Origin of the sequence: Zoogloea sp., assembly GCF_041911615.1 — a bacterium.
Taxonomy (GTDB): domain Bacteria; phylum Pseudomonadota; class Gammaproteobacteria; order Burkholderiales; family Rhodocyclaceae; genus Zoogloea.
This window is the reverse complement of the sequence record NZ_JAYROR010000040.1, coordinates 26,727-50,713: the sequence shown is the minus strand read 5'-3', so window position 1 is coordinate 50,713 and position 23,987 is coordinate 26,727. Positions and strand designations below refer to the sequence as shown.

Here is a 23,987-nt window from a genome sequence, read left to right as displayed (position 1 = left end):
TCCAGCGTGCGGCGCCCCGGCGGACGAGCCGGGGCGTTTTTTTCCGGCGGGCTCAGGCCCCCACGCGGAAGCGGCCGACCGCCTCGCTCATGCGGTGGGCGACGCGCTCGAGGGCTCTGGCCGCGGCCAGCGCCTCGCGGGCCGAGGCGTCGTTCTGCTCCGACAAGCGGCTGATCCGCTCCACTTCCTCGCCGATGCCGTTGCTGGCCGAGGCCTGCTCGCGCAGGGCCAGCGACATGTCGGCGGTAATCGTCGCCACGTCGCTGGCGCCGGCCTCGATCTCGACCATCGTGCGCCCCGACGCCTCCACCTTCACCGCGCCCTCGGCCACCCGCCCGCGGGCCGATGCCATGCCCTGGATCGCCTGGGCCGCCCCAGCCTGGATCGAATTCACCACTTCGGCGATCTCCTGGGTCGATGCGGCGGTGCGTTCGGCGAGCTTGCGCACCTCGTCCGCCACCACCGCGAAGCCGCGCCCCTGCTCGCCGGCGCGGGCGGCCTCGATGGCGGCGTTGAGGGCCAGCAGGTTGGTCTGGTCGGCCACCTCGCGGATCACCGACACCACCGTCGAGATCCGCTCCGACGCCTCGCCCAGGTGCTGGATGCGCGTCGCGGCATCGGCCACGGCATCCGCGATGGTGTTCATCTGGGCGATCGCCGCGTTCGCCGCCTCCCGGCCCAGCCCGGCCTGACGGCGCGTCTGGTGGGTGTAGTCGTCGGCACTGTGGGCGTTGTCGCTCACGTGGTTGATGCTGACCGCCATCTCTTCGACGCCGGCGGCCATGGCCGACGAGGCCTCGCTCTGGGTGGCGGCGGCGCTGGCCAGGGCGTCCGAGGTGCGAGAGAGGGCCGCCGCGGTGTGCTCCACCTCGACGGCGTGCTCGCGCAGTGCGCCGATCAGCGCGCCCATGTTGGCCGAGGAGGCGTCGATGCGGGCGGCGATGACGTCCAGTTCGTTGCGGGTGTCGGTGGGGTGGGGCGTGCTGCGGGTGCGGGCCTGAAGGTCGCCGGCACCGATGCGGTCGAGCACCTCGACGATGCCCCTCACCGGCCGCAGCTGGCGGGTGATGAACAGGTACAACAGCACCGCCAGCACCAGGGCCGCCGCCGCCGCCGCGCCCAGGATCATGTTGCGCAGCGTCGTGCTCTCGGCGGTGAAGTCCTCCTGGTAGCCGCTGCCCGCCACCACCAGGCCGCCCAGGCTGTCGGTCTGCTCGAAGAACGCGACCTTCACCCGCGCCGAGCCGTCGGCCTCCTTCCACGGGTAGTTGAGATGGCCGGACGGCGAGCGCAGCATCGCCTCCATCGGCCGGCCGCCATCGGCGTCGATCACGTCGGCGGCGTTGCGCCCCACCAGCAGCGGGTGGAACAGCATCAGCCCCTTCTCCTTGCCCGCCGAGCGGAACGCGAAGGCGTAGCCGGTGGTGCCGAACTTGATGTCGTCCAGCGTGGCCTTGAGGCTGGCGATCACCGGTGTCAGGTCGAAGCCGACGAACAGTGCCCCCACCACCCGGCCGTCCTTGTCCCGGGCCGGCGTGTACTTGGTCATGTACTGGCGTCCGAACAGCTTGGCGACGCCCAGGTAGGGCTCGCCCGCCAGCAGCCGCGCGCGCGCCGGGTGGTCGGCGTCGAGCTGCGTGCCGATGGCCCGCTCGCCCTTTTCGGTGGTCAGCGAGGTGGTCACCCGCACGAAGTCGTCGCCCTTGCGGGCGAACAGGGTCGCCACGCCACCGGTGGTGCGGGCGAAGGCGTCGGGCACGCTGAAGTCGAGGTTGAGCGGTTTGCCGTGGTATTCGAGCGTCGGCGTGTCCGCCGCGCCCACCCGGACCACGCGATCCGGCTGCAGCACGAAGGGCTCGGGAAACTGGGAGAGCAGGATCGACGACACCTTGTCGGTCAGCCCGACGCTGATCTCGTGGGTGGCATCCACCATCCGGCGCAGGCTGTGGATCTGGCCCGAGACCTCCCGGTTGGCGTGATCGAGGCTCAGGCGGTAGGTGTAGGTCGAGACGAAGATCGCCAGCCCGAGGATCACCAGCCCCCCGAGCAGGATCGACGCCCCGACGAACTGGTGACTCAGGGACATGCGCTTGATCGATTTCATGGTGTTCCCCTCGGGCGGCCGCCTGGGCTCGCCGATCTACTACTAAAGTTATAGGCAAGGGGATAGATCGGCGGCCGGGCGAAAACCTCTAGGTCGAGCCGATGCAGGGGAAGACCGACGAATGCGGGCGCACCGGCAGGGGGCGTGACGGGCCGGGCGGCCCTGCGCCAGGGATTCCTCCGCCGTGCTTCGGGCGGGGCCGGGGCGGATGGGGCTGTTGCTTTCGCAGCAGTGACGCCCGCAGCGCTGCTGCGAAAGCAACAGCCCGGCGCCGCGTCTTGCGCCTGACGCACTGATTTTCAAGGCTTTTTTTCGCTGGCACGAATTCTGCCAACGCTGTGGACGAAGCCATCCCATGCCGCCCCGGCGGCCGCCGAAGGATCTCAGCGCCAGTTCGCTCCTGTCGCCGGCCGCGCCGGCGCGGACGACGGCCCCCCGTATTTTTCCCATCCAGACGAAAGCGCATCCGATGAAAGCCTTTTTCAAGCGCGTCACCGCCACGCTGGCCGGCCTGCTGGCCGCCGCGGGCGTCGCCCATGGCGCCGACCATCCCAAGGAAATCCGCGTCGACTACGCCTACTACTCGCCGCCCAGCCTGGTGCTCAAGCGCTTCGGCTGGCTCGAGGAGGAGTTCAAGGCCGACGGCGTGCCGATCAAGTGGGTGCTGAGCCAGGGCAGCAACCGGGCGCTGGAGTTCCTCAACAGCGGCAGCGTGGATTTCGGCTCCAGCGCCGGCCTCGCCGCGGTGCTCTCCAAGGCCAACGGCAACCCGATCAAGAGCGTCTACGTGTTCTCGCGCCCGGAATGGACGGCGCTGCTGGTGGCGAAGGATTCGCCGATCAAGTCGCTCAAGGATCTGAAGGGCAAGAAGATCGCCGCCACCAAGGGCACCGATCCCTTCCTGTTCCTGCTGCGCAGCCTGCACCAGGAGGGGCTCGCCAAGAGCGACGTGGAAATCCTCGCGCTGCAGCACGCCGACGGCCGCGCCGCGCTGGAGCAGGGCCGGGTGGACGCCTGGGCCGGCCTCGATCCGCTGATGGCGGGCAGCGAGCTGCAGGCCGGCTCGCGCATCCTGCACCGCAACGTGGCCTTCAACACTTACGGCTTCCTGAGCACCACCGAGCGCTTCGCGACGCAGTATCCCGACGACGTGCGCCGGGTGATTGCCGCCTACGAGAAGGCCCGCAAGTGGATCATCGCCAACCCGGGCAAGACCGCCGAGCTGATCGCCGAGGAGGCCAGGCTGCCCCTCGACGTGGCGAAGCTGCAGCTCAAGCGCAACGACTTCAGCAACCCGGTGCCGGGCGCCGAGCACGTCGCCGCCCTCAAGGCCGCCGCGCCGATCCTGGTCGAGGAAGACCTGGTGCGCAAGAACACCAACGTCGTTGGCGTGATCGACGCGCTGGTCGAGCCGGGCTTTGCCAGGGCCGTGGTGAAGTGAGGCGGGGGCGGTCATGAGCAAGGCAATCGAGATGCCCGCGCCCCGTGGCGCGGCGCTCCCCCGGCCGGGGCGGGCGCTGGCGCTGGCCCGTTTCGCGGCTCCGGCTCGCGGCTGGGCGCTGCCGGTGGCGCTGCTGGTGCTGTGGGAGCTGGCGGTGCAGGCCGGCTGGGTGGCGCCCAACCTGCTGCCGCCGCCCTCCGAGCTGATCCACACCCTCGCCGATCTGGCGGCCGGCGGCGCGCTGCTCGGCCACATCGCCATCAGCAGCCTGCGGGTGCTGGCGGGCTTCGCGATCGGGGCCGGGCTGGCGCTGGCGGTGGGCGCCCTGGTGGGCCTGTCGCGCACGGCCGAGGCCTATCTCGACCCGACCTTCCAGGCCCTGCGGGCAATCCCGTCGCTGGCCTGGGTGCCGCTGCTGCTTCTGTGGCTGGGCATCGACGAGGCGCCGAAGATCACCCTGATCGCCATCGGCGCCTTCTTTCCGGTCTATCTCAACTTCGTCGCGGGCATCCAGAACGTGGACCGCAAGCTGGTGGAGGTGGGCGGCATCTTCGGCCTCAAGGGCTGGGCGCTGGTGCGGCGCATCTTCCTGCCGGCCACCTTGCCCAACCTGTTCACCGGTCTGCGCAGCGGCCTGTCGCTGGCGTGGATGTTCCTCGTCGCCGCCGAGCTGATCGCCGCCACCCGCGGCCTGGGCTACCTGCTCACCGACGGCCGCGAGACCGCGCGGGCCGATCTGGTGATCGTCGCGATCATCGTGCTGGCCCTGCTCGGCAAGCTCAGCGACACCGTGCTGCAGTCGGCCGAGCGGCGCCTGCTGGGCTGGCGCGACGTGTTCGACGGCCGCGCCAATTGAAGGAGCCCGCCATGACCCAATCCCTGCTCCGCCTGCGGGTGGACGAAAAACGTTTCCAGTCGCGCCGGGTCATCGACACCCTGGCGCTCGACATCCACGCCGGCGAGGCGGTCAGCCTGGTCGGCCCCAGCGGCTGCGGCAAGAGCACGCTGCTGCGCCTCGTCGCCGGGCTCGACGCCGACTACGCCGGTGAGGTGCGGGTGAAGGGCGCGGCGCCCCAGCTGCACTCGCCCGACGTGGGCTTCATCTTCCAGGAGCCGCGCCTGCTGCCCTGGCTCAGCGTGGCCGACAACGTCGGCTTCGAGCTGGGGCCGGGCGGCGGCGGCCACCCGCGGGTGCGCGCGCTGCTCGAGGAGGTCGGGCTGGCCGACTTTGCCGACGCCTGGCCCAAGCAGCTTTCCGGCGGCATGGCCCAGCGAGCGGCGATCGCCCGCGGGCTGTTCACCCAGCCGGCGCTGCTGCTCCTGGACGAGCCGTTCAGTGCGGTGGACGCCTTCACCCGGATGCGCCTGCAGGATCTGCTGCTGTCGGTGGCCGCCCGTCACGGCACCACACTGCTGCTGGTCACCCACGACATCGACGAAGCCGCCTACCTGAGCGACCGGGTGGTGGTGATGGGCAGCAACCCCGGCCGCATCGTCGGCGAGGCGCGCGTGCCGCTGTCCCGCCCGCGGGACCGCCGCGACCCGGCCCTGGCGCGGGTCGAGGCCGAGGTGCTGGGCCTGCTCAACGGCGGCCTGCCCGATCCGCTCGATCTCGCCCCCGACCTGGCCGCCGCGCCGCCGCCCCTCAAACCCATCGACTGGGCGTCGCTGCAGTTCGCCCTGTGACGTTCGCCCGGTGACGCCTTTCCTCCACCTGTTCAAAACACGGTCATGAGTCTCGACATCTTCTGGTTCCTGCCCACCTCGGGCGACACCCGCTACCTCGGCAAATCCAATTCCGGCCGCCCGGTCACCAGCGAATATCTGCAACAGATCGCGGTGGCCGCCGACACCCTGGGCTACGACGGCATCCTGATCCCCACCGGCAGCGGCTGCCTCGACCCGTGGGTCACCGCCTCCCGCATCGCCGGCGTGACCCGCCGCCTCAAGCTGCTGGTGGCCCTGCGCACCGCGCTCACCAAGCCCACCGCCGCCGCCCGCATGGCCGCCACCCTGGACCAGGCGACCCACGGCCGGCTGCTCCTCAACGTGGTGGCCGGTGGCGATTCCACCGAGCTGGCCGCCGACGGCATCTTCCTCGACCACGACGCCCGCTACGCCGAGGCCGCCGAGTTCCTGGCCATCTGGCGTCGCCTGCTGGCGGGCGAAAGTGTCGATTTCCACGGCGCGCACCACCGCGTCGAGGGCGCTCGCAACTTCTTTCCGTCGGTGCAGCGGCCGCACCCGCCGCTGTATTTTGGCGGCTCGTCGGAGGCCGCCCACGAACTCGCCGCCGAGCACGTGGATGCCTACCTCACCTGGGGCGAGCCGCCCGCCGCGGTGGCCGAGAAGATCGCCGACGTGCGCGCCCGCGCGGCCCGCCGGGGGCGCACGGTGCGCTTCGGGGTGCGCCTGCACGTGATCGTGCGCGAAACCAACAAAGAAGCCTGGGCCGCCGCCGACAAGCTCATCAGCCGCCTCGACGACGAGACCATCGCCAAGGTGCAGGCCCGCTATGCGGCGATGGATTCGGAGGGCCAGCGCCGCATGGCCGCGCTGCACGGCGGCCGCCGCGACCAACTCGAAGTCAGCCCCAACCTGTGGGCTGGCGTCGGGCTGGCCCGGGGCGGCTGCGGCACCGCGCTGGTGGGCGATGCCCGCACGGTGGCCGCGCGGCTCAAGGAATACGCCGACCTGGGCGTGGACAGCTTCGTGCTCTCCGGCTACCCGCACCTCGAAGAGGCCTACCGCTTCGCCGAGCTGGTGTTCCCGCTCTTGCCCGGCAAGCAGCCGGTGACGATCCAAGACCAGGTGATGACCGGCGGCCCCTTCGACGCCAGCACCGTGGCCGCCACCCCGCAAGCGAAGGAGGCCGCATGACCCGCGTCATCGACATGCGCTGCCGGCCGGCCTTCCTCCACGACTTCTTCGGCGCGACGCCGGGCTCCACCGCCAACGAGGCCGCCCGCTGGCTCAACCGCCGGGTCGGCACCCGGGGCGACGACGAGCACTACGCCCGCTCGCGCACCCAGGAGGGCTTTCTCGCCGAGGTGCGCGAGGCCGGGCTCGACAAAGCGGTGGTGGTGGGGCGCCACACCCCCGGCCAGCACCTGCCCATCGAGCTGATCCACCGCATCGTCAGCGGCCACGATTCGCTCCTCGGCATCGCCGGCGTCGACCCGCAATTGCAGGGCCACGCGGCGGTGGACGACGCCGAGCGGGCGATCCGCGAACTGGGCCTCGCCGGCATCGACATCGAGCCGGGCTTTGGCGTGCCGGCGCGCCACCCGGACGACCCGGCGTATTTCCCGATCTACGAGGTGTGCGCCCGGCTCGGGGTGCCGGTGTTCCTGATGAGCGGCCCCACCACGCCGGACCCGCGCTTCAACGACCCCGCCGGGCTGGCGCGGGTCGCCCAGGCGTTTCCGACGCTGCCCATCGTCTGCTACCACGGCTACTGGCCCAACGTGGCCCAGGCGGTGGGGGTGGCGTTCCGCTACGAGAACATCCACCTGGTGCCCGACATGTACCTGTTCGTCGCCGGCAGTCAGCCTTACGTGGAGGCGGCCAACGGCTTTCTGGCCGATCAGCTGCTGTTCGGCTCGTCCTACCCGTTCCGGCCGATCCGCCAGAGCATCGACGACTTCCTGCGGCTGGGTTTCCGGGAGGCAGTGCTGGACAAGCTGCTGTACGCCAACGCGGCGCGGCTGTTCGGGCTGGACTGAGCCGCCCGCCCCGCGCCGCCGGGGCGCTCAGAAAGCCACCCGCAGCCCCAGGCGCAGGGTGCGCGGCTCCAGCGGATGCACCAGGCGCCCGTCGATGCCGCCGCCGCAGGTGCCGGACGCGCTTTCGCCGCGGGTGCAGGCGCCGCCCCAGTATTCGATGTCGTTGGCCTTGCGGTCGAACAGGTTGAGCACGTCGAGGGTGATGCGCGTGCGCGCATCCACCCGGTAGCCGAGCTTGAGGTTGGCCATCAGGAAGGGCGTGGATTTCTCGCGCCCGGTTTCTTCCAGCGGATAGGCGCCCAGATAGCGCAGGCGCACCCCGCCAAACCAGCGCCCGCCCGGATCGACGGTGGCGCCCAGCGACGCGGTGAGCGGGATCGCGTTGGGCACCCGGGTGCCGCCGTTGTCGACGTTGGGGTGGGTGAAGCGGGCGTGGGCCAGGGCCAGGTCGCCGTCGACGATCAGACCGTGGGCGGCGGTGTAGTAGTTGGACCACTCCAGCCCGTGGCGGCGCGACGCGCCTTTGGGCTCGGTCACGCCCTCGTCGCCGACGAAGACCAGTTCCGACGCCAGATCCATGCGCCACAGGGCGAGGCTGCTGTGCCAGCCGGGCAAGGGCATCGCCCGCAGCCCGATCTCGCTGCCGCGGGCGCGCACCAGCAGCGGCAGGCGGTCGACCGCGCTGCCGTCCACCGGGTTGGCGGTGCTGGTGGCGCCGCGGGCGTCGTTGCTGTGGAAGCCGTGGCCCCAGTTGGCGTAGAACTCGCTCTGCCCGAGTGCCTCGAAGGGCCCCAGCACGATACCCAGCTTGGGGCTGGTCTGCCCGGCGCGGGCCTCGCCGCCGTTGCCCAGGTTGAAGGCGCCGCCGGTGGCGGTGACGCGGGCGTCCACCGCGTCCCGACGCAGGCCGACGGTGCTGCGCAGCCACGGCAACCAGTCGGTGCGCGCCTCGACGAACAGGCCGGCGGCGGTTTCGGTGATGCGATCCTGACGCACGGTGTCGCGGCGCTGGCGGTCCTCGGTGGCGTACAGGCCGACGCTGCGGATGCGGTCCTGGCGCAGCTGCACGCCGACGGTGAACAGGGTGTGGCGCAGGGCCGGGCCGGCGGACGCGCTGCGGCTGGCCTGGCCGCCCCACACCGTGCGGGCGTCGGCCTGCTCGTGCTGGTCGCCCTGCGGCCCGCCGATGAAACCCGACGGCGCCGAGAACAAGTTGAGCCCGTAGTCGATGACATAGGCGCTGGCCCGGCTGCTGCCCGCGCCGTCGCGCCGCGCCCATTCGCCGGACAGGCTGTAGCGGTGGGTGCGGCCCCCGTCGTTGGGGGAGAGCGCGCCGTAGCGGCCGATCTCGCCGCTGTCGATGGCCCGCTCGGGCACGTGCTCGGTGGCGGTCCAGCGGGCGTCGTAGGCCATGGCGGTGAGGGCGAAGCCGTGGCTGGCGCTGCCTTCCGACAGGCGCAGCACGGCGTTGTGCTTCTTGAGGTGCTCGGGCTGGTCCCACGGGCCGTCGTTGCCGGCGAGTTCGAGGGCGCCCAGCAGGGTGAGGCCGTCCAGGTCGCGGCTGCCGGCCAGCAGGGCGCGGCGGTAGCCGTTCTGTCCGATGCCCAGGTCGGCAAACGGCGCCGCGAGCTGGCGCAGGTAGTCGATGCGCGCCGCGCCGGCGGTGGCGAAGTCGCCGTCCTCGGCGCTGTAAACCCCTTTGCGGTATTGCACGGCGCCGATCAGCTCGGGGATCAGGAAGTTGAGGTCCATGTAGCCCTGGCCGTGGGCGTGGCTGGCCATGTTGGCGGGCATGCCCATGACGCTGGTGGCGAAGTCGCTGCCGTGGTCGAGGTTGAAGCCGCGCAGGAAATACTGGTTGGCCTTGCCGTCGCCGGAGTGCTGGGTGACCACCAGGCCGGGGATGGTCTCCATGACTTCGGCGGGCCGCAGCAGCGGCCGGTTGGCGAGCTGGCGGGCGGTGACCGTGCCTTCGGTGGCCGAGTCGGCGAGGCCGATCTCGCCCTGACCGCCGGCATTGACGGTGACTTCCTGCAGGGTGGGCACGCCCGCCGCAGGGGCGAGCGCGGGCAGCGCCGCGGCGAGCAGCGCGAGGGAAACGCGAGGGGGCATGGGCTCAGTCTCCGCTGGGGGCGTCGTCGGCCTGGTGGAAGACGTGGGCGTCCACCGGGCGGCCGCCGACCAGGTGCTCGGCGACGATGCGGTCCATCACGGCATCGGTGACGCCGTAGTACCAGGTGCCGTCGGGCTGCACGCAGAGGATCGGCCCGCCCTTGCAGGCGGCGAAGCAGGCGGCGCGGGTGCGCTTGACGCGCAGCGCGCCGGCGTCGAGCCCGGCGGCCTTGAACTTGGCGCCGAGGCTGTCGAACAGCGCCTGGGCCTGGCCGTCGGCGGTGCAGCGTGGGCCGGTGCACACCAGCAGGTGACGGCGGTAGCCGCCGATCTTCGGTTTGACGACGTCGCTCATGTGTCGGCCTCCGTGACCGGTTCAGCCAGCAGGGCGGCGATGTAGTCCTCGGGCAGGCGGTGCCGGGCGGCCAGCTCGGCGGCGCCGAGGCCGCTGGCGTGCAGGCCGGCGAGCCAGCCGTCGAGGCCGCTGGAGAGGGAGCGCCCGGCCTGCTCGCCGGCGCGGGTGGCGCCGCTGTCCACCTCGTACTTGTTGGCGTAGCCCCGCGGCGTGACCATCAGCCCGTGGCGCACGAAGGTGTTGGAGTTGCCGATGAGCACGGTCGACAACATGCCGATGTCGCAGTCGGTCATCTTCTCGAGGGTGGTGAACTCGATGCGCTGCTTGGGCCGGTAGGCCGACTTGACGATGGCCACCGGGGTGTCCGGGCGGCGGTGGCGCAGGAACAGGCGCCGCGCCTCGACGATCTGGCGCGTGCGGCGGCCGCTCTTGGGGTTGTACAGCGCGACTACGAAATCCGCGGCGGCCACCGCGTCGAGCCGTCGGGCGATGGTCGGCCACGGGGTCAGCAGGTCCGACAGGCTGATGGCGCAGAAGTCGTGGGTGAGCGGCGCGCCCACCAGCGCGGCGCAGGTGTTGAGCGCCGAGGCGCCGGGGATGATTTCCACATCGATGCCGCTGTCGGGCGTCCATCCGGCCTGGAACAGCACCTCGAAGGTGGGCCCGGCCATGCCATAGACGCCGGCGTCGCCGGACGAGATCAGCGCCACCTTCTTGCCCGCGCGGGCGCGCTCGAAGGCTTCGATGGCGCGGTCGAGCTCCTCGGTCATCGATTTCTTGATGACCTCCTTGCCCTCGACCAGGTCGGCCACCAGGCGGATGTAGGTGACGTAGCCGATCACCGTGTCGGCCTCGGCGATGGCGGCGCGGGCGCGGGCGGTGAGGTGGTCGTGGCTGCCGGGGCCGAGGCCGACCAGCATGATCTTGCCGGTGGCGGGCGTGGCGGGGGTGTCGCTCATTGGGGAATCCTCGCGATGGAAACGGTGGCGTTGCGGCCGTCGGGGCCGCGGTATTTGTGTTTTTCGACGAGCAGGTGGTCCATGCCGGCGCCGGCGGCGAGCAGGGCGGCGGCCTCGGATACCGACGGCGTGCCGGTGTACTTGCGCACGGTTTCCGACGGGTGCGGCACCGGCACCGCGGCCAGCTCGGCGGCCGGATAGAAGCGGATCGTCCAGCCCTGCCAGCGGGCCAGCTCGGCAAGGCCGGCCTCGTCGGCCTTGAGGTCGATGCTGGCCACCGCGCTCACGTCGCCGAGGCGCGCGCCGCAGCTGGCCAGCGCATCCACCACCGCCCACACCAGGGTGGCGGCGGGGGTGCCGCGGTCGCAGCCGAGGCCCAGGGCGATCGGGCGGTTCATGGCGCCACCGGCGGACGGTAGATGACGCGCTTGCCGGCCAGGGCGGGCGCCAGCGCGGCGGGCAGCGCGCGGTGGCTGACCCACAGCACGGCGCCGAAGCGCTCGGGTTCCACGTCCTCGAGGCGGGCGAAGCGGTGCAGGTTGGCGGGCAGCGGGCCGTTGCGGCCGTTGGCGTGGCGGGGCCACCAGTCGGGGCTGCCGGCTTCCTGGACGAAGGCCACCGGCTCGTCGTTCACCATCGCGGCGCTGGCGCGGACGATCTCGTCGTGGCTGGCATCGAAGGTCCAGCCCAGCTCGCGGCCGAGCAGATCGACGGCGAGGGTCTGGCGGGCGTCGGAGGCGGTGGTGAGCACCGGCGTGGCGTCGAGCGCCTGGGCCAGCATGCCGGCCAGGGCGTTGGCGCCGCCCAGGTGGCCGGAGAGCATCGGGATCACGAAGCGCCCGGCTTCGTCGATGACGACCACGCCGGGGTCGGATTCCTTGCGCACCAGGTAGGGCGCGACCAGCCGCACCATCGCGCCGAGGGACACGATGGCGACGATGCCGTCGAAGTTGGAGAACAGGATCGGGATCTGCTCGGCGGTCTTGCCGGCGTAGCAGCTGGCGGCGCCGGGCGCGGCGGCTTCGGCCTCGGCGGCGAACTTCTCGGGGGCGAACAGGCGGGCGCCGGGCAGCGAGGCGATCACGTGGCCGGCGAGCGCGATGCCGTGGCGGGTGATCGAGACGACGGCGATGCGCGCGTTGGGGAAGGGCAGGTGCTGGGTCATGGCGAAAATCGTGGCGAAGCGGTGGAAGGGGCGGGCCGGGGCGTCAGGCGGCGCTGGGTTCGGCGCGCTTGCGGCAGCCGCGGCGCAGCTCGCCACGGGCCCGTTTGGGGTTCTGGACGAGCAATAGGGAAAGGTAGTTGACCTTTTCTCCGGCGAGGCAGGCCACGTCGCGGACGATGCGCTCGTCCGGCGCGCCGACTTTTTCGACGAAGCAGCTGGTGGCGGTGAGGCCGCGCCGCTCGAGCAGCGCCAGCACCTCGTCGAGCAGCGGCTTGACCTTGAGCAGCACCAGGGTGTCGAACTCGTCGAGGAGGCGCTCGATCACCGGCACGCCGTAGGCGGCGGGGATCACCGCGAAGGTCTCGTCCTCTTCGGCCAGGGTGAGCCCGGTGCCGGCCGCGGCGGCGGCGAAGGACGACACGCCGGGGATGGTCTCCACCTCCACCTCGGGGGCGAGCTCGCGCACCACCCGGGCGAGGTGGCCGAAGGTGGAGAAGGTGGAGGCGTCGCCCTCGACGAGGAAGACCAGGTCGCGCCCTTCGCGCAGCAGCGCGACGGTGCGTTCGGCGGCGCGGGCCCAGGCCTTGGCGAGGGCGACCGGGTCGCGGGTCATCGGGAAGACCAGGGCTTCGGCGTCGGCGGGGATGGCGAGGCCGCCGCGCTCGACGATGCCGAGGGCGTAGGAAGATTCCTCGGCCTTCTTGACCGGGTAGAGCCAGCGGGCGTCGCCGTTGAGGCAGGCCCAGGCGCGGCGCGTGATGAGCGCCGGATCGCCGGGGCCGAGGGAGGCGCCGATCAGGCGGCCACAGGTGGGTGCAGTCATGGGGCGTCCTTGCGAGTGGAGACGATCCACACCGGGTTGTGGGCGGCGAGGCGGTGCATGTCGAGGATGGGCTGGCTGCGGGAGGCCTGGAGCTGGATCACGTCCCAGGCGGCGCCGGCCTCGGCGAGGGTGGCGGTGGCGGTGGCGAGGTTTTCGAGGGTCACGAAGTTCATCACCAGCCGGCCGCCGGGGCGCAGTCGGGCGAGGACGAGGCGGATCAGCGCGGCCAGCTCGCCGCCCGACCCGCCGACGAACACCGCGTCGGGGTCGGGCCAGGCGTCGAGGCCGTCGGGCGCCTTGCCCTCGACCAGGGTGTAGTTGGTGGCCTTGAGGCGGTGGGCGTTGGTGCGGGCGTTGGCGGCGTCGCCGGGGTTCTTCTCGATGGCCCAGACGTGGCCGGCGTGGGCGAGGCGGGCGGCTTCGAGGCCCACCGAGCCGGCGCCGGCGCCGATGTCCCACACCAGGCTGTCGGGCCGCAGGCCGAGCCGCGCCAGCGACAGGGCGCGGGCCTCCTGCTTGGTGATGAGGCCCTTCTCGGGGGCGCGCTGGATGTAGTCGGCGTCGTCGAAGCCGAAGATCGCGTGGGTGTCCGGCGGGGCGATGCGTTCGAGCACGACGATGTTGGGGTCGGCGAAGTGCATCCCGGCGGCGTTGGTCAGGGCCAGGGCGGTGTCGAGGCGTTCGTCGGGCAGGCCCAGGCGGGCGGCGACCGAGAGACGGAAGTCGTCCCCGTGGCCCGCCGCGACCAGCGCCCGGGCGATGCGGTCGGGGCTGTTGGCGGGGCTGGTGAAGGCGCCGATCGGCGCCGGCCCGGCGGCGGCGCGCAGGAGCGGGTAGAGGCCGTGTTCGGGCGGTGCGCCGTCGAACCATTCACCGCTGTCGCGCCCGTGCACCGAGACGATGCGCGCGCCCTGCCAGCTCAGCTTGAGGCGGGCGAAGGCGAGCTGCAGCGTGGAGGGGGCGGGGAGCACGTCGATGGCGTCCGCCCCGAGCTTGCCGGCGAGGAAGCCGCCGATGCCGTGGCACAGCGGATCGCCGGTGGCGAGCACGGCGCAGGATTGGCCGGCGCCGCGCGCCGCACGGACCCATTCCGGGACACGGCCGAGGAGGCCGTCCATCGCCCGTTGTTCCACCCGGGAGGGAAGGTGGGGGGCAACGAGCTCCAGCGTGCGGCGGGCGCCGATGACCAGGTCGCAGCCGGCGAGGCGGGCGCGGGCAAGTTCGCCCAGGCCGGCCCAGCCGTCGTCGAGGATGCCGATGAGTCGGCAGGGTTCAGGCGAGTTCATGTTCTTCCACGGTGACGATGGGCACGCCCTCGAAATTGCAGGCGAGCACGGTGAGGCGGTGGGGGCCGGGGTAGCGGGCGCGCAGGCTGCGGATGGCGCGCTCGGCCAGGGCCCGGTGAAAGGCGACGGTGAGGTCGAGTTCGGCGAGGCGTTCGGCGGCGAAGCGGGCGGTTTCGGCGGCGCGGATCTCGTCCACCAGATCGGGCGGCGCGCCCACCTCGGCTGCGGCGGCGGCGATCAGTTCGCGGTCCACCTCCTCGCGCCAGGCGTGGGTGACCGACAGCCCTTGGGCGATCTTGGTGAGCTTTCCGACCATCGCGCCGACAACGATGTGCTGCATCTGCTGCTTCACCGCGGTCTGGAAGGCGGCCTTGACGAAGTCGCCCATCTGCACGAAGCAGGCTTCGTCGAGCTCGGGGAAGCAGCGCATCGCGCATTTTTCGGTGCGCCCGCCGGTGGTGAACACCACGCTGGTCTGGCCCTGGTTGGCGGCCACGTCCACCGCCTGCACCACGCTGGCCCGGAAGGCGGCGGTGGAGTAGGGGCGCACGATGCCGGTGGTGCCGAGGATGGAGATGCCGCCGAGGATGCCGAGGCGGGCGTTGAGGGTTTTCTTGGCCATCTCGTCGCCGCCGGGCACCGAGATGGTGACGGCGAGGCCGTCGCCGGCTTCGAGGATGGGGCTGCCGACGCTGCGCACGTTTTCGGTGATGCTCCGGCGCGGCACCGGATTGATCGCCGGGCCGCCGACGTCGAGACCGAGCCCCGGCTTGGTGACGATGCCGACCCCCGGCCCGCCGCGCAGCACGATCTCGCCGCCGCCGCCGGGCTGGCGCTCGACGTAGGCGGTGAGGTGGGCGCCGTTGGTGGCGTCCGGGTCGTCGCCGGCGTCCTTGATGCTGACGGCGCGGGCGCGCCGGCCGTCGGTCCAGCCGTCGGTGATCGTGAAGCGGACTCGCTGGGTGTTGGGCAGCACGCAGTCGACGAACTCGGGCACCCGGCCGTGGACGAGGCCCAGCGTGGCGGCGGCCGCGGCGGCGGCGGCGTTGGCGCCGGTGGAAAAGCCCGTGCGGCTGCCGCGATCGCGCTTGGGGTCGCCCTTGCGGACTTTTTCGGGGAGGGCGTGGCCTGCTGCCATGGGGTGCCTCAGGCGGCGTCGCGCTGGTGGGCCTCGGCGAGGCCGAGGAGGGCGTGCACGGCGGCGACGACCAGCGTTGAGCCGCCCTTGCGGCCGCGGATGGCGACCCACGGCACCTCGTCCAAGGCCATCAGCAGGTCCTTGGATTCCGCTGCCGAGACGAAGCCGACCGGCATGCCGACGACCAGCGCCGGGCGCACACCCTCGTCGCGGATCAGGCGAACCACCTCGATCAGCGCGGTGGGGGCGTTGCCGATGCCGACGATGGCGCCATCGAGCAGGCCCAGCCGGTGGGCCTTGCGCATGGCCTGCACGGCGCGGGTGGTGTCGTCGCGGCGGGCGGCGTCGATCACGTCCGGGTCGGAGATGAACTGGTGGGTGGCGATGCCGAAGTGCGCGAGGCGCGGCCGCGAGAGGCCCACGCAGATCATTTCCACGTCGGCCACCAGCGGGGTGCCGCCAGCCAGGATGCGGGCGAGGCCGGCCTGCATCGCGCGGGGGTGGAAGGCGGTGAGGCCGTTGAACTCGAAGTCGGCGTTGGCGTGGATCATGCGGCGCACCAGCGGCCATTCGTCGGGGGCGTAGGCGTGGGGGCCGGCCTCGGCGTCGATGATGGCGAAGGAGTCGTGCTCGATGGCGCGGCCGGCGGCGGTGAGCTGCTCGGTGACGGTGTTGGCGTGCATGACGGGCTCAGGCGGGGGCGTGGTCGTGATGGGGGTGGTCGTGGTCGTGGCCGTGGTGATGGCTGGTGGCGGTGTGGCTGTGGTCGTGCAGGTGCTCGGCCTCGGCGGCCTGGCGGTATTTGCAGCCATCGCATTCGAGCAGCGCGCCTTCGGGGAGCTCGTGGCCGCCGACCTTGGCGTCGAGCAGCGCGAAGATGCCCGGGTCGAAGCCGAAGTGGCTGCCCAGCGCGAAGGCGACCTGCGGGTACTGGCCGCGCAGGCGGGCGAGCTGGGCCTGGATGCGGTCCATCAGCACGCCGCTGAAGAGATACACCGGCACCACGGCGATCTGCGTCATGCCCAGGCGCACCTGGCGCTGGACGACGCTTTCGAGGCGCGGCCAGGTGACGCCGGTGAAGGCCAGGTCCACCAGTTCGAAGTCGTTGTCCTCGAACAGCCAGCGGGCCATCTTGGCCAGTTCGCCGTTGGCGCCGGCGTCGGACGAGCCGCGGCCGAGGAGGATCACGCCGGTGGTCCGCGGGTCGGGCACGTCGAGGGCCTTCATCAGGCGGTCGAGCTGACCTTGCAGCACCGTGAGAATCTCGCGGCCCATGCCCAGGTGGCGGACGCAGCCGAAATCCACCGTCGGGTGGCGCGCGCGGGCGGCCTCGATGGCGGCCGGCAGCTCCATCTTCACGTGGCCGGCGGCGTTGAGGATGAAGGGGATCACCCGCACCCGGCGGGCGCCGGCTGCGGCGCGGTCGAGGCCTTCGTCGAGGAGCACGTCGGCGTGTTCGATGAAGCAGGTCTCGATGCGCCAGGTGGGGTGGCGGTCGCGCCACTGGGCGGCGAACTGGAGGATTTCGGTGTTGCCCTCGCGGTTGCGGGAGCCGTGGCCGACCAGGAGGATGGCGGTGTCGTTCATGCGGGGTTCTCCGGGGCGCGGACCGTCGCCTTGCGGAAACGGTGCGTGAAGGCGGGGTCGTAGAGCTTGGAGCGGACGAGGGTTGGCCAGTCGGCGGCGCCCAGGGCGGGGCTGGCGACGATCATCGCCTGGCTGGCGATCTTCTCGGCCTGGCAGCGCTGCTTGATGTCGGCGAGGGTGCCGCGGACGATCTTTTCCTCGCCGGGCCAGCTGGCCTTCTGGACCACCAGGATCGGCGCGTCCTCGGGCCAGCCGGCGGCGCGCAGGGCGCGCTGGACTTCGTGGAGCAGGGTGATCGACAGGAAGATGCACAGGGTCGTGCGGTGGGCGGCGAGGGTTGCGAGCTCCTCGCCCGGCGGCATCGGGGTGCGCCCGGCCACGCGGGTGAGGATCACCGTCTGGGTGACTTCCGGCAGGGTCAGGGTCTCGCCGGCGGCCGCGGCCGAGGCGAAGGCCGAGGACACGCCGGGCACCACCGCCCAGTCGACGCCGGCGGCGGTGAGGGGCCGGGTCATCTCGACCAGCGCGCCGTACAGGCCGGGGTCGCCGGTCTGCAGGCGTACCACAGTGGCGTGGCGGGCGCTCTGTTCAACGAGCCAGGCGGTCATTTCCTCGAGGGTCATGTCCTTCGAGTCGCGGATCTCGCAGCCGGGCGGTGCGAACAGCGTGGCCGCCCGATCCACCAGCGAACCGGCGAACAGGATCGCGCCGGCCGTCTCAAGCAGCCGGCGGCCCTTCACGGTGAGCAGTTCGGGGTCGCCGGGGCCGGCGCCGACGAACCAGACCTTGCCGGCCATCGCTCAGACCGCCTGGGGCTGGAAGCAGAAGCGCACCGCGGCGCGGTGCTGGCCGCGGGCGATGGCGGCGAGCGCCAGCAGCGTGACGAGCGGTTCGAAGGCCACGACAGCGGCGTAGGACGAGGCGAAGGCCAGCCATGCGGAAAGCGGCGTGGCCGTCTCGCCGATGGCGAGCCAGAAGCCGACCATCAGGGTGACGCCGGTGTAGAAGACGGCGTCGAGCGCGAGGATGCGGCGCACGTCGAGCCGCGCCCGGGCGGCCAGCATCCGCTTGCCGAGGGTGGCGTGCACGGCGATCAGCGGCAGCGCGAGGGAGAGCGTATTGACACCCAGGTGGAGCAGATCGGCGGGCTCGAACAGCAGCCCCTGGGCGAAGAGGCCGATGGCGAAGCCGAACAGCGCCGGCACGAAGCCGAGGGCCAGGTAGATCGGCATCGCGCCGAGGAAGTGCAGTTCGGAGGGGCCGACCGGCAGGTGGAAGGCTTGCATGAACAGCGTGAAGAACACGCCGGCGATCAGGCTGCGGACGATCAGTGTGGGCTGCTTGAGGAGCTGGACGGACTGGCTGCCGAGGAGCGCCACGGCGGCGGCGTTGGCGGCGAGGACTTTAACGGTGGCGATGTGCCCGGGTTCGATGTGCATGATGCTTTCCTTCGTGCTGGATGGACGAAGTGCGGCAGGACATCGGGGGCGCGCAGAAACCGCGTGAAACGAGAGGACGGACCGGTGACGGGGCAGGCGTCGATCAGAGGCGCGGACGGTTCCGGGGATACGGCGATGGCGGCGGAACGGACGTCAGTGGTCGGGCAAGCCCATCGGTCGGCTCTGCCCACACCCCGGGGCCAATACCACACCATAACGTCACAGGCCGGTCTTCTGGCTCGCCTTCATCCTCTTCTGCCGACCTTCCCACGTGCAGGGCACGCAGTGGCGTTGGACAGATTCGTCTGGCTTACAGCAGCGGGGGCTGCGCCGGAATGGTCGGGGAGCGCGTGCTCCCGACGTCACCGGACTTCCCGTTTCACCTTCCCCGCAGACGCGGGGTCGGCACCCGTAACGGCGCGCAGTCTAACTGCATGTCGGCGACGGATGCAAGCGGCGTAGCACAGGCCGCCCCTGTCCGCGTCGCCGCGCGATGGTGCGGCGCTGGCGGTGGCCGGAGAGCGGGCGACGGCGCGGATCAAACGGAAAAGGGAGCCTGTCGGCTCCCTTTCCGGGGTGTCGCGGGGTGTGGTCGGATGGGGCTTACCAGTGGGTCTCCCGGTCCGGCGTCGCGGTGATCTTGTGGATCGTCAGGTCGGCGCCGTCGAACTCCTCTTCCGGATCGAGTCGGATGCCGACGAGCTGCTTGAGCGTGCCATACACGATGGTACCGCCCGCCAGCGCGATCGCGATGCCGGCCAGGGTGCCCACCAGCTGGGCGACGAAGCTCACCCCGCCGATGCCGCCCAGCGCGGTGCTGCCGAAGATGCCCGCGGCGATCCCGCCCCAGGCGCCGCACAGGCCGTGCAGCGGCCACACGCCGAGCACGTCGTCGATCTTCCAGCGGTTCTGGGTGATGGTGAAGAGCTGCACGAACAGCACGCCGGCGACGGTGCCGGTGGCCAGCGCGCCGATCGGGTGCATCAGGTCGGAGCCCGCGCAGACCGCGACGAGGCCGGCGAGGGGGCCGTTGTGGATGAAGCCCGGGTCGTTCTTGCCGAGGATCATCGCGGCGAGGGTGCCGCCGACCATCGCCATCAGCGAGTTGAGGGCGACGAGGCCGCTCACCTTGTCGAGGGTCTGGGCCGACATCACGTTGAAGCCGAACCAGCCGACGGTGAGGATCCAGGCGCCCAGCGCCAGGAACGGGATGTTGGAGGGCGGATGGGCGGCGACGTTGCCTTCCTTGGTGTAGCGGCCGCGGCGGGCGCCGAGCAGCAGCACCGCGGGCAAGGCGATCCAGCCGCCGACGGCATGGACCACCACCGAGCCGGCGAAGTCGTGGAACTTGGCGCCCAGGGCGGCTTCGAGCCAGGGCTGGATGCCGAAGTTGTCGTTCCAGGCGATGCCCTCGAAAAACGGATAGACGAAGCCGACCAGCATGAAGGTGGCGATGCTCTGGGGGTGGAACTTGGCGCGCTCGGCGATGCCGCCGGAGATGATCGCCGGGATGGCCGCCGCGAACGTGAGCAGGAAGAAGAACTTCACCATCTCGTAACCGCTCTTCTGGGCCAGCACGTCGGCGCTGGTGAAGAAATTGACGCCGTAGGCGACGGTGTAGCCGATGAAGAAGTAGGCGATGGCCGAGACGCAGAAGTCGGTCAGGATCTTGACCAGCGCGTTGACCTGGTTCTTCTTGCGCACGGTGCCGACTTCGAGGAACGCGAAGCCGGCGTGCATCGCCAGCACCATGATGGCGCCGAGCAGGACGAAGAGGACGTTACTGGCGTTGCTTGTTTGCTCCATTTTGGGCTCCAAATCTGATGCGGGGCACCAAGCAGGTGCTGTGCCAGTTCTGTGGAGATCGAAAAATGTGTCGATTCATCCACTTGACACAAAGCTTGCATCAGCCTGTCGCACACGATTCGTGCATCGCTGACGGCGACGCACCAAAAATGGGCGCAAAGCGCCGGTCAGCGGCCCGGCGCCGGTGCTTCACCACGCGTTTTCGACGGCGATGTGCCCCGGCGCGGCCAGTCGGCTGAGGCGGAAACCGCGCGCCATCAAGGCCTTGTGGGTGTCGCGCACCATGTCGGGGCTGCCGCAGATCATGAATCGGGAGGCCGCGTCGGTGAACGGGATGTCCAGCGCCGCTTCGAGGCCGCCGTCGCCGATCAGCTCGGGAATTCGCGCCTGCAGTGCGCCGGGTACGGCTTCGCGGGTGGCGACGGGCTGGTAGATCAGCTTGTGGCCGTGCTCGGCCCACAGGGGGTGATGGCGCAGCGCGGCGATCTCGTCCCGGTAGGCCAGGTCGGCGCCGACACGGGCGCCGTGGACCAGGATCAGGCGTTCGAAGCGCTGCCAGGTGGTCTCGTCCTGCAGGATCGACAGGTAGGGCGCGAGGCCGGTGCCGGTGCCGAACATCCACAGGTCGCGGCCGTCGGCGAAGCGGTTGGTGGTGAAGAAGCCGTTGGCGGCCTTTTCGATCATCAGCGTGTCGCCCACGCCGAGTTTCTCGAGACGCGAGGTGAATTCGCCATCGGGCACGACGATCGAGTAGAACTCGAGGAAGTCGTCCCAGCTGGCGGAGGTCATCGAGTAGGCGCGCCATACCGGGGCGCCGTTTTCCTTGAGCAGCCCGAGGCGGGCGAACTGGCCCGGCACGAAGCGGAAGCCCGGATCGCGTTCGATCCGGAACGACAGCAGGCGAGGGCTCCAGCGGTGCATCCAGGTGATCGTGGCGCGGCGCGTGCGCGCGTTCAGGTCGTCGTCCATGCCGGTCTCCTTGTGTGCGGCGGGCGGCCCGCCCTTGCTGGTCGAGACCACCGCCCGCCGGCTTTGTTCCGGCGGGAGCGGGATCAGCCGGCCTGCAGGTTGCCCAGCGCGTGGTGGGCAGCCAGACGGACCACGTAGCCGAGTTTGAACACCGCCGCCGACACCGGCAGCGCCAGGTGTCCGGCGATCTGCATGGCGAGGCTGAAGCGCTCGGCCAGCGGGTAGGCCACCAGCGTCGAGCCGAGCATCCCCGCCGCGGCGACGACCATCATCGCGCGGCCGGCGTAGAGGATGCGCTGCGGGTTGGGGTCACGCGACGTCATGACGTTCTCCTTCGGGGGTGGGGACGGGGATGGGGCCGGCGGTGAGCACGATGCGGCAGATGTGCTCGAGGCGCTCGACGTGTTCGAACGCTTCCCACGGGCTGCGGCCGACCGCGACCACGCCGTGCCGGTCGAGCCCGACGACGTGGGGCATCGGCCCGAGTGCCGGACGGAATGCCGCCTCACAGGCGATGGCGAGTTCCTCGCTGGTTGCCGGCAGCGCCGGCACGTCGGCGCCGACCCGGGTGTAGCGCGTCACCTCCGGGAAGCCGCCCGACAGCGTGGACAGCCGATGGCCGGCGTACAACGCGGCGACGATGTGGGTCGGATGCAGGTGGAGCACCGTCAGCGGCCCACTGGTGACCAGCGCCTGGACGCGCCGGTGCAGTTCCAGCTCGCCGGAGGGGCGGCGTCCACCGCTTTCGGTGCTGCCGTCGGTGGGAACGAAGACGAACTGGCTGGGGGCCAGGCTGTGCTTGACGACGCCGCTGGCCGAGATCAGAAAGCCGCGGCGGTCGCTCATCGCCACCGAGACGTTGCCGTCGCGGGTGCTGATCCAGCCGAGCTCGTAAGCCTTGCGCATCACCGTCGCAGCGTCGGCGAGGCGCGGGTTTTCGAACGGGAAGGGCGTCGTGAGAGGCGTGGTATCGGTTTGGGTCATGGGGAGGCTCCGGGTGGGGTTGGGCTGTGCTTTAAGATGAATATAAAAAGCATCTTTAAAAGAGTCAACAGAAATGAATCTTTTGGCGATGTCCCTTATACTTGAAGGGTCAAAGCACCCGGATGCACCGCCATGCACATCACCCATCACACCGACTACGCCCTGCGCGTGCTGATCTTCCTGGCCGCCAACGCCCATCGCCTGGCCACCATTCAGGAAATCTCGGAGCGCTTCGAGGTCTCGCGCACGCATTTGATGAAGGTGGTCAACCAGTTGATCCGCAACGGTTTTGTCGAAGGTCTGCGGGGAAAGGGCGGCGGTCTGCGGCTGGCTCAGCCGGCGCGGTCGATCTTCCTGGGCGAAGTGGTGCGCAAGATGGAAAGCGATCTCGCCCTGGTTGAATGCTTCACCACCGACAGCGGCTGCCTGCTCACCGGCAGTTGTCGCCTCAAGGGCGCGCTGGCCGGCGCCCTCGAGGCGTTTCTCGCCAGCCTCGACCGGGTCTCGCTCGCCGACATGCTCGGCCCCGAGCAGCAGCGCATCCTGTTCGTGTCACAGCGGGCGACGACATGACGCGCGGTTGACGGATTGCGGCAGCGGGGTGACGAAAAATGTCACACCGGCCGTGGGGATAATCTCACGCTGAGCCTGCGGTACGGTCTAAGCCACTGATCTGGAAGAAGACATCTTTTTTTCAATGTGTGGCACGGGCTTTGCCTTGTATGAAGCGTCGGGCATCCGGCCCGTTTCGATTCAAACCAACAAGCGGAGATACGCATATGAAGAAGCAAGGCGGTTTTACCCTGATCGAACTGATGATCGTCGTGGCCATCATCGGCATCCTGGCGGCGATCGCTGTTCCGCAGTACCAGACCTACACCAAGAAGGCCAAGTTCTCTGAGGTGGTTCAATCGACTCAGCCGTTCAAGCTGGGCGTCGAGCTGTGCTTCCAGAACAACAACAACGATCTGACCGTCTGCAAGCCGAGTGCTGCCGCGACCACCGCTTCCGATCTGCCCGCCAATACGACCAAGGCTGCAGGTTTTGTGTCGTCGGTCGCTATTTCCGATGATGGCAAGGCTGTCATCACTGCGACTGCTGTCTCCGCCAACGGTTTGTCGGGCGAAACTTATATCCTTACCCCGACGGCTGCTGCCTCGGGCGGTGCGAATGCCCTGTCCTGGGGTATTTCCGGCACCTGCAAGACCGCGGGTATCTGCTGATGCGGGCCTGACCGGTTCGTTGAATTTTGCGTAGTGAGCCCGGAAGGCGTTAGCCTTCCGGGCTTTTTCATTTGGTTGACGCGCGGAAATGGCTGCTTCATCCAGTCGGCGCGCGCGTGGGGAATTCGCGCGCAGTGTTCGGGTGCCCTGGTTTTCTTCCGGGGGCGTCAGTGCGCTATAAAGGCAATGAACGGCGGCTTTGCCGCGGGAGAGAATGGACGGAATGAGCGAGTTGCCTTCTGAGCGTGTTCCCCTTATGTCCCCCAACCACGACGCCCGCCCGCCCGGCACGGCGGTATCCCTCGTCGTCATCCACGCCATCAGCCTGCCGCCCGACCGCTTCGGCGGGGACGGGGTCGCGCAGCTCTTCACCAACCGCCTCGATCCGCTGGCTCACCCGTATTACGCGGGGATTCATCACTTGCGCGTGTCGGCCCATTACTTCATCCGTCGCGATGGCGAGCTGGTCGAGTTCGTGCCGCCGGCGCTGCGCGCGTGGCACGCCGGGGTGTCGTCGTGGCGAGGGCGCGAGCGCTGCAACGATTTCTCGATCGGCATCGAACTTGAGGGCTGCGACACGCTGCCCTTCGAACCGGCCCAGTACGCCGCGCTGGCAACGCTGCTGGTCGAGCTCGGCGGACGGTTTCCGATCGAAGGCATCGCCGGGCATTCGGACGTCGCCCCGGGCCGCAAGACCGACCCGGGGCCGTATTTTTCGTGGAGCCGCCTGCGTCGCGAACTGATGGTTTTGGGACGCGCCGACGTCGCCGCGTGGATCGAACCCGACGGGGCGCCGGAGGCGGACGATGCCGCCCGACATCGCTGGCCGTTCCCGCTTAGCGCGCGGCCCGACTGAGCGACTTCCGCAGCC

25 protein-coding genes and 1 riboswitch are annotated in these 23,987 nt (G+C 70.5%); of the genes, 8 read left to right on the top strand and 17 right to left on the bottom strand.

The genetic code is table 11. The annotated features are described in order from the left end of the window. Positions 1-52: 52 nt before the first annotated feature. The gene (locus tag ACE3P2_RS04930; RefSeq protein WP_374261684.1) at positions 53-2,104 is read right to left on the bottom strand and encodes a methyl-accepting chemotaxis protein; all 2,052 of its coding nucleotides are present in this window, start codon (positions 2,102-2,104) and stop codon (positions 53-55) included. Positions 2,105-2,573: 469 nt separating this feature from the next. Here ACE3P2_RS04930 and ACE3P2_RS04925 point away from each other — a divergent pair, with 469 nt between their 5' ends. From ACE3P2_RS04925 to ACE3P2_RS04905, 5 genes are read left to right on the top strand one after another with little or no spacing between them, the layout of a single operon-like run. Then, positions 2,574-3,545, top strand: coding sequence for an aliphatic sulfonate ABC transporter substrate-binding protein (locus ACE3P2_RS04925; protein ID WP_374261682.1), 972 nt, complete (start codon positions 2,574-2,576; stop codon positions 3,543-3,545). Between the two features lie 13 nt (positions 3,546-3,558). Beyond that, positions 3,559-4,401: an ABC transporter permease gene (locus ACE3P2_RS04920; protein WP_374261680.1), complete on the top strand. Its 843-nt coding sequence runs from the start codon at positions 3,559-3,561 to the stop codon at positions 4,399-4,401. 11 nt (positions 4,402-4,412) lie between these two features. Further along, a complete protein-coding gene (locus ACE3P2_RS04915) occupies positions 4,413-5,231 on the top strand; it encodes an ABC transporter ATP-binding protein (protein WP_374261678.1) in 819 nt (272 codons plus the stop codon). 45 nt (positions 5,232-5,276) lie between these two features. Then, entirely contained in the window at positions 5,277-6,425 is a 1,149-nt protein-coding gene (ssuD, locus tag ACE3P2_RS04910; protein ID WP_374261676.1) for an FMNH2-dependent alkanesulfonate monooxygenase, read from the top strand. Further along, positions 6,422-7,270: an amidohydrolase family protein gene (locus ACE3P2_RS04905; protein ID WP_374261674.1), complete on the top strand. Its 849-nt coding sequence runs from the start codon at positions 6,422-6,424 to the stop codon at positions 7,268-7,270. Before ssuD ends, ACE3P2_RS04905 begins: the two co-directional genes overlap by 4 nt. Positions 7,271-7,297: 27 nt before the next feature. Here the strand turns inward: ACE3P2_RS04905 and ACE3P2_RS04900 are convergent, their stop codons facing one another. The 16 genes from ACE3P2_RS04900 to ACE3P2_RS04825 form a co-directional block, all read right to left on the bottom strand. After that, positions 7,298-9,382 carry a TonB-dependent receptor gene (locus ACE3P2_RS04900; protein WP_374261672.1) on the bottom strand — a complete coding sequence of 695 codons (2,085 nt, stop codon included), beginning with the start codon at positions 9,380-9,382 and terminating at the stop codon, positions 7,298-7,300. A 4-nt stretch (positions 9,383-9,386) separates the two neighbouring features. After that, a complete protein-coding gene (locus ACE3P2_RS04895; RefSeq protein ID WP_374261670.1) occupies positions 9,387-9,737 on the bottom strand; it encodes a ferredoxin in 351 nt (116 codons plus the stop codon). After that, positions 9,734-10,696, bottom strand: coding sequence for a precorrin-3B C(17)-methyltransferase (gene cobJ, locus ACE3P2_RS04890; RefSeq protein WP_374261668.1), 963 nt, complete (start codon positions 10,694-10,696; stop codon positions 9,734-9,736). The genes ACE3P2_RS04895 and cobJ overlap by 4 nt, the downstream gene beginning before the upstream one ends. Next, on the bottom strand, positions 10,693-11,094 hold the full coding sequence (locus ACE3P2_RS04885) for a cobalamin biosynthesis protein (protein ID WP_374261666.1): 402 nt from the start codon (positions 11,092-11,094) through the stop codon (positions 10,693-10,695). The genes cobJ and ACE3P2_RS04885 overlap by 4 nt, the downstream gene beginning before the upstream one ends. Continuing rightward, positions 11,091-11,861: a cobalamin biosynthesis central domain-containing protein gene (locus tag ACE3P2_RS04880; RefSeq protein WP_374261664.1), complete on the bottom strand. Its 771-nt coding sequence runs from the start codon at positions 11,859-11,861 to the stop codon at positions 11,091-11,093. The genes ACE3P2_RS04885 and ACE3P2_RS04880 overlap by 4 nt, the downstream gene beginning before the upstream one ends. A 43-nt stretch (positions 11,862-11,904) precedes the next feature. Then, the gene (gene cobI / locus ACE3P2_RS04875) at positions 11,905-12,684 is read right to left on the bottom strand and encodes a precorrin-2 C(20)-methyltransferase (protein WP_374261662.1); all 780 of its coding nucleotides are present in this window, start codon (positions 12,682-12,684) and stop codon (positions 11,905-11,907) included. Beyond that, a complete protein-coding gene (gene cbiE, locus ACE3P2_RS04870; protein ID WP_374261660.1) occupies positions 12,681-13,970 on the bottom strand; it encodes a precorrin-6y C5,15-methyltransferase (decarboxylating) subunit CbiE in 1,290 nt (429 codons plus the stop codon). The genes cobI and cbiE overlap by 4 nt, the downstream gene beginning before the upstream one ends. Beyond that, complete coding sequence (locus tag ACE3P2_RS04865) at positions 13,957-15,108, bottom strand: cobalt-precorrin-5B (C(1))-methyltransferase (protein WP_374261658.1); 1,152 nt, start codon at positions 15,106-15,108, stop codon at positions 13,957-13,959. Before ACE3P2_RS04865 ends, cbiE begins: the two co-directional genes overlap by 14 nt. An 8-nt stretch (positions 15,109-15,116) precedes the next feature. Next, a complete protein-coding gene (locus ACE3P2_RS04860; protein WP_374261657.1) occupies positions 15,117-15,791 on the bottom strand; it encodes a precorrin-8X methylmutase in 675 nt (224 codons plus the stop codon). A gap of 7 nt (positions 15,792-15,798) precedes the next feature. Then, positions 15,799-16,695 (bottom strand): sirohydrochlorin chelatase, encoded by an 897-nt coding sequence (locus tag ACE3P2_RS04855; protein ID WP_374261655.1) that lies wholly within the window; start codon positions 16,693-16,695, stop codon positions 15,799-15,801. Then, positions 16,692-17,492 carry a precorrin-4 C(11)-methyltransferase gene (gene cobM / locus ACE3P2_RS04850; protein ID WP_374261653.1) on the bottom strand — a complete coding sequence of 267 codons (801 nt, stop codon included), beginning with the start codon at positions 17,490-17,492 and terminating at the stop codon, positions 16,692-16,694. The genes ACE3P2_RS04855 and cobM overlap by 4 nt, the downstream gene beginning before the upstream one ends. Positions 17,493-17,495: 3 nt before the next feature. Continuing rightward, positions 17,496-18,134 carry an energy-coupling factor ABC transporter permease gene (locus tag ACE3P2_RS04845; protein ID WP_374261651.1) on the bottom strand — a complete coding sequence of 213 codons (639 nt, stop codon included), beginning with the start codon at positions 18,132-18,134 and terminating at the stop codon, positions 17,496-17,498. A gap of 206 nt (positions 18,135-18,340) precedes the next feature. After that, a riboswitch (cobalamin riboswitch) is annotated at positions 18,341-18,562 on the bottom strand. A 175-nt stretch (positions 18,563-18,737) separates the two neighbouring features. Continuing rightward, positions 18,738-19,940 (bottom strand): ammonium transporter, encoded by a 1,203-nt coding sequence (locus tag ACE3P2_RS04840; RefSeq protein ID WP_374261649.1) that lies wholly within the window; start codon positions 19,938-19,940, stop codon positions 18,738-18,740. Between the two features lie 189 nt (positions 19,941-20,129). Next, the gene (locus ACE3P2_RS04835; RefSeq protein WP_374261647.1) at positions 20,130-20,909 is read right to left on the bottom strand and encodes a ferredoxin--NADP reductase; all 780 of its coding nucleotides are present in this window, start codon (positions 20,907-20,909) and stop codon (positions 20,130-20,132) included. Between the two features lie 83 nt (positions 20,910-20,992). Further along, positions 20,993-21,232 carry a hypothetical protein gene (locus ACE3P2_RS04830; RefSeq protein ID WP_374261645.1) on the bottom strand — a complete coding sequence of 80 codons (240 nt, stop codon included), beginning with the start codon at positions 21,230-21,232 and terminating at the stop codon, positions 20,993-20,995. Beyond that, positions 21,219-21,893 carry a class II aldolase/adducin family protein gene (locus ACE3P2_RS04825; RefSeq protein WP_374261643.1) on the bottom strand — a complete coding sequence of 225 codons (675 nt, stop codon included), beginning with the start codon at positions 21,891-21,893 and terminating at the stop codon, positions 21,219-21,221. Before ACE3P2_RS04825 ends, ACE3P2_RS04830 begins: the two co-directional genes overlap by 14 nt. Positions 21,894-22,025: 132 nt before the next feature. On the opposite strand from ACE3P2_RS04825, the gene ACE3P2_RS04820 reads away from it, so the two are divergent. From ACE3P2_RS04820 to ampD, 3 genes are all read left to right on the top strand, one after another. Next, a complete protein-coding gene (locus ACE3P2_RS04820) occupies positions 22,026-22,466 on the top strand; it encodes an Rrf2 family transcriptional regulator (protein WP_374261641.1) in 441 nt (146 codons plus the stop codon). Positions 22,467-22,672: 206 nt separating this feature from the next. Then, positions 22,673-23,116 carry a prepilin-type N-terminal cleavage/methylation domain-containing protein gene (locus ACE3P2_RS04815; RefSeq protein WP_374261639.1) on the top strand — a complete coding sequence of 148 codons (444 nt, stop codon included), beginning with the start codon at positions 22,673-22,675 and terminating at the stop codon, positions 23,114-23,116. Positions 23,117-23,339: 223 nt separating this feature from the next. Beyond that, positions 23,340-23,972: a 1,6-anhydro-N-acetylmuramyl-L-alanine amidase AmpD gene (gene ampD / locus ACE3P2_RS04810; protein ID WP_374261637.1), complete on the top strand. Its 633-nt coding sequence runs from the start codon at positions 23,340-23,342 to the stop codon at positions 23,970-23,972. The last annotated feature ends 15 nt before the right edge of the window (positions 23,973-23,987 follow it).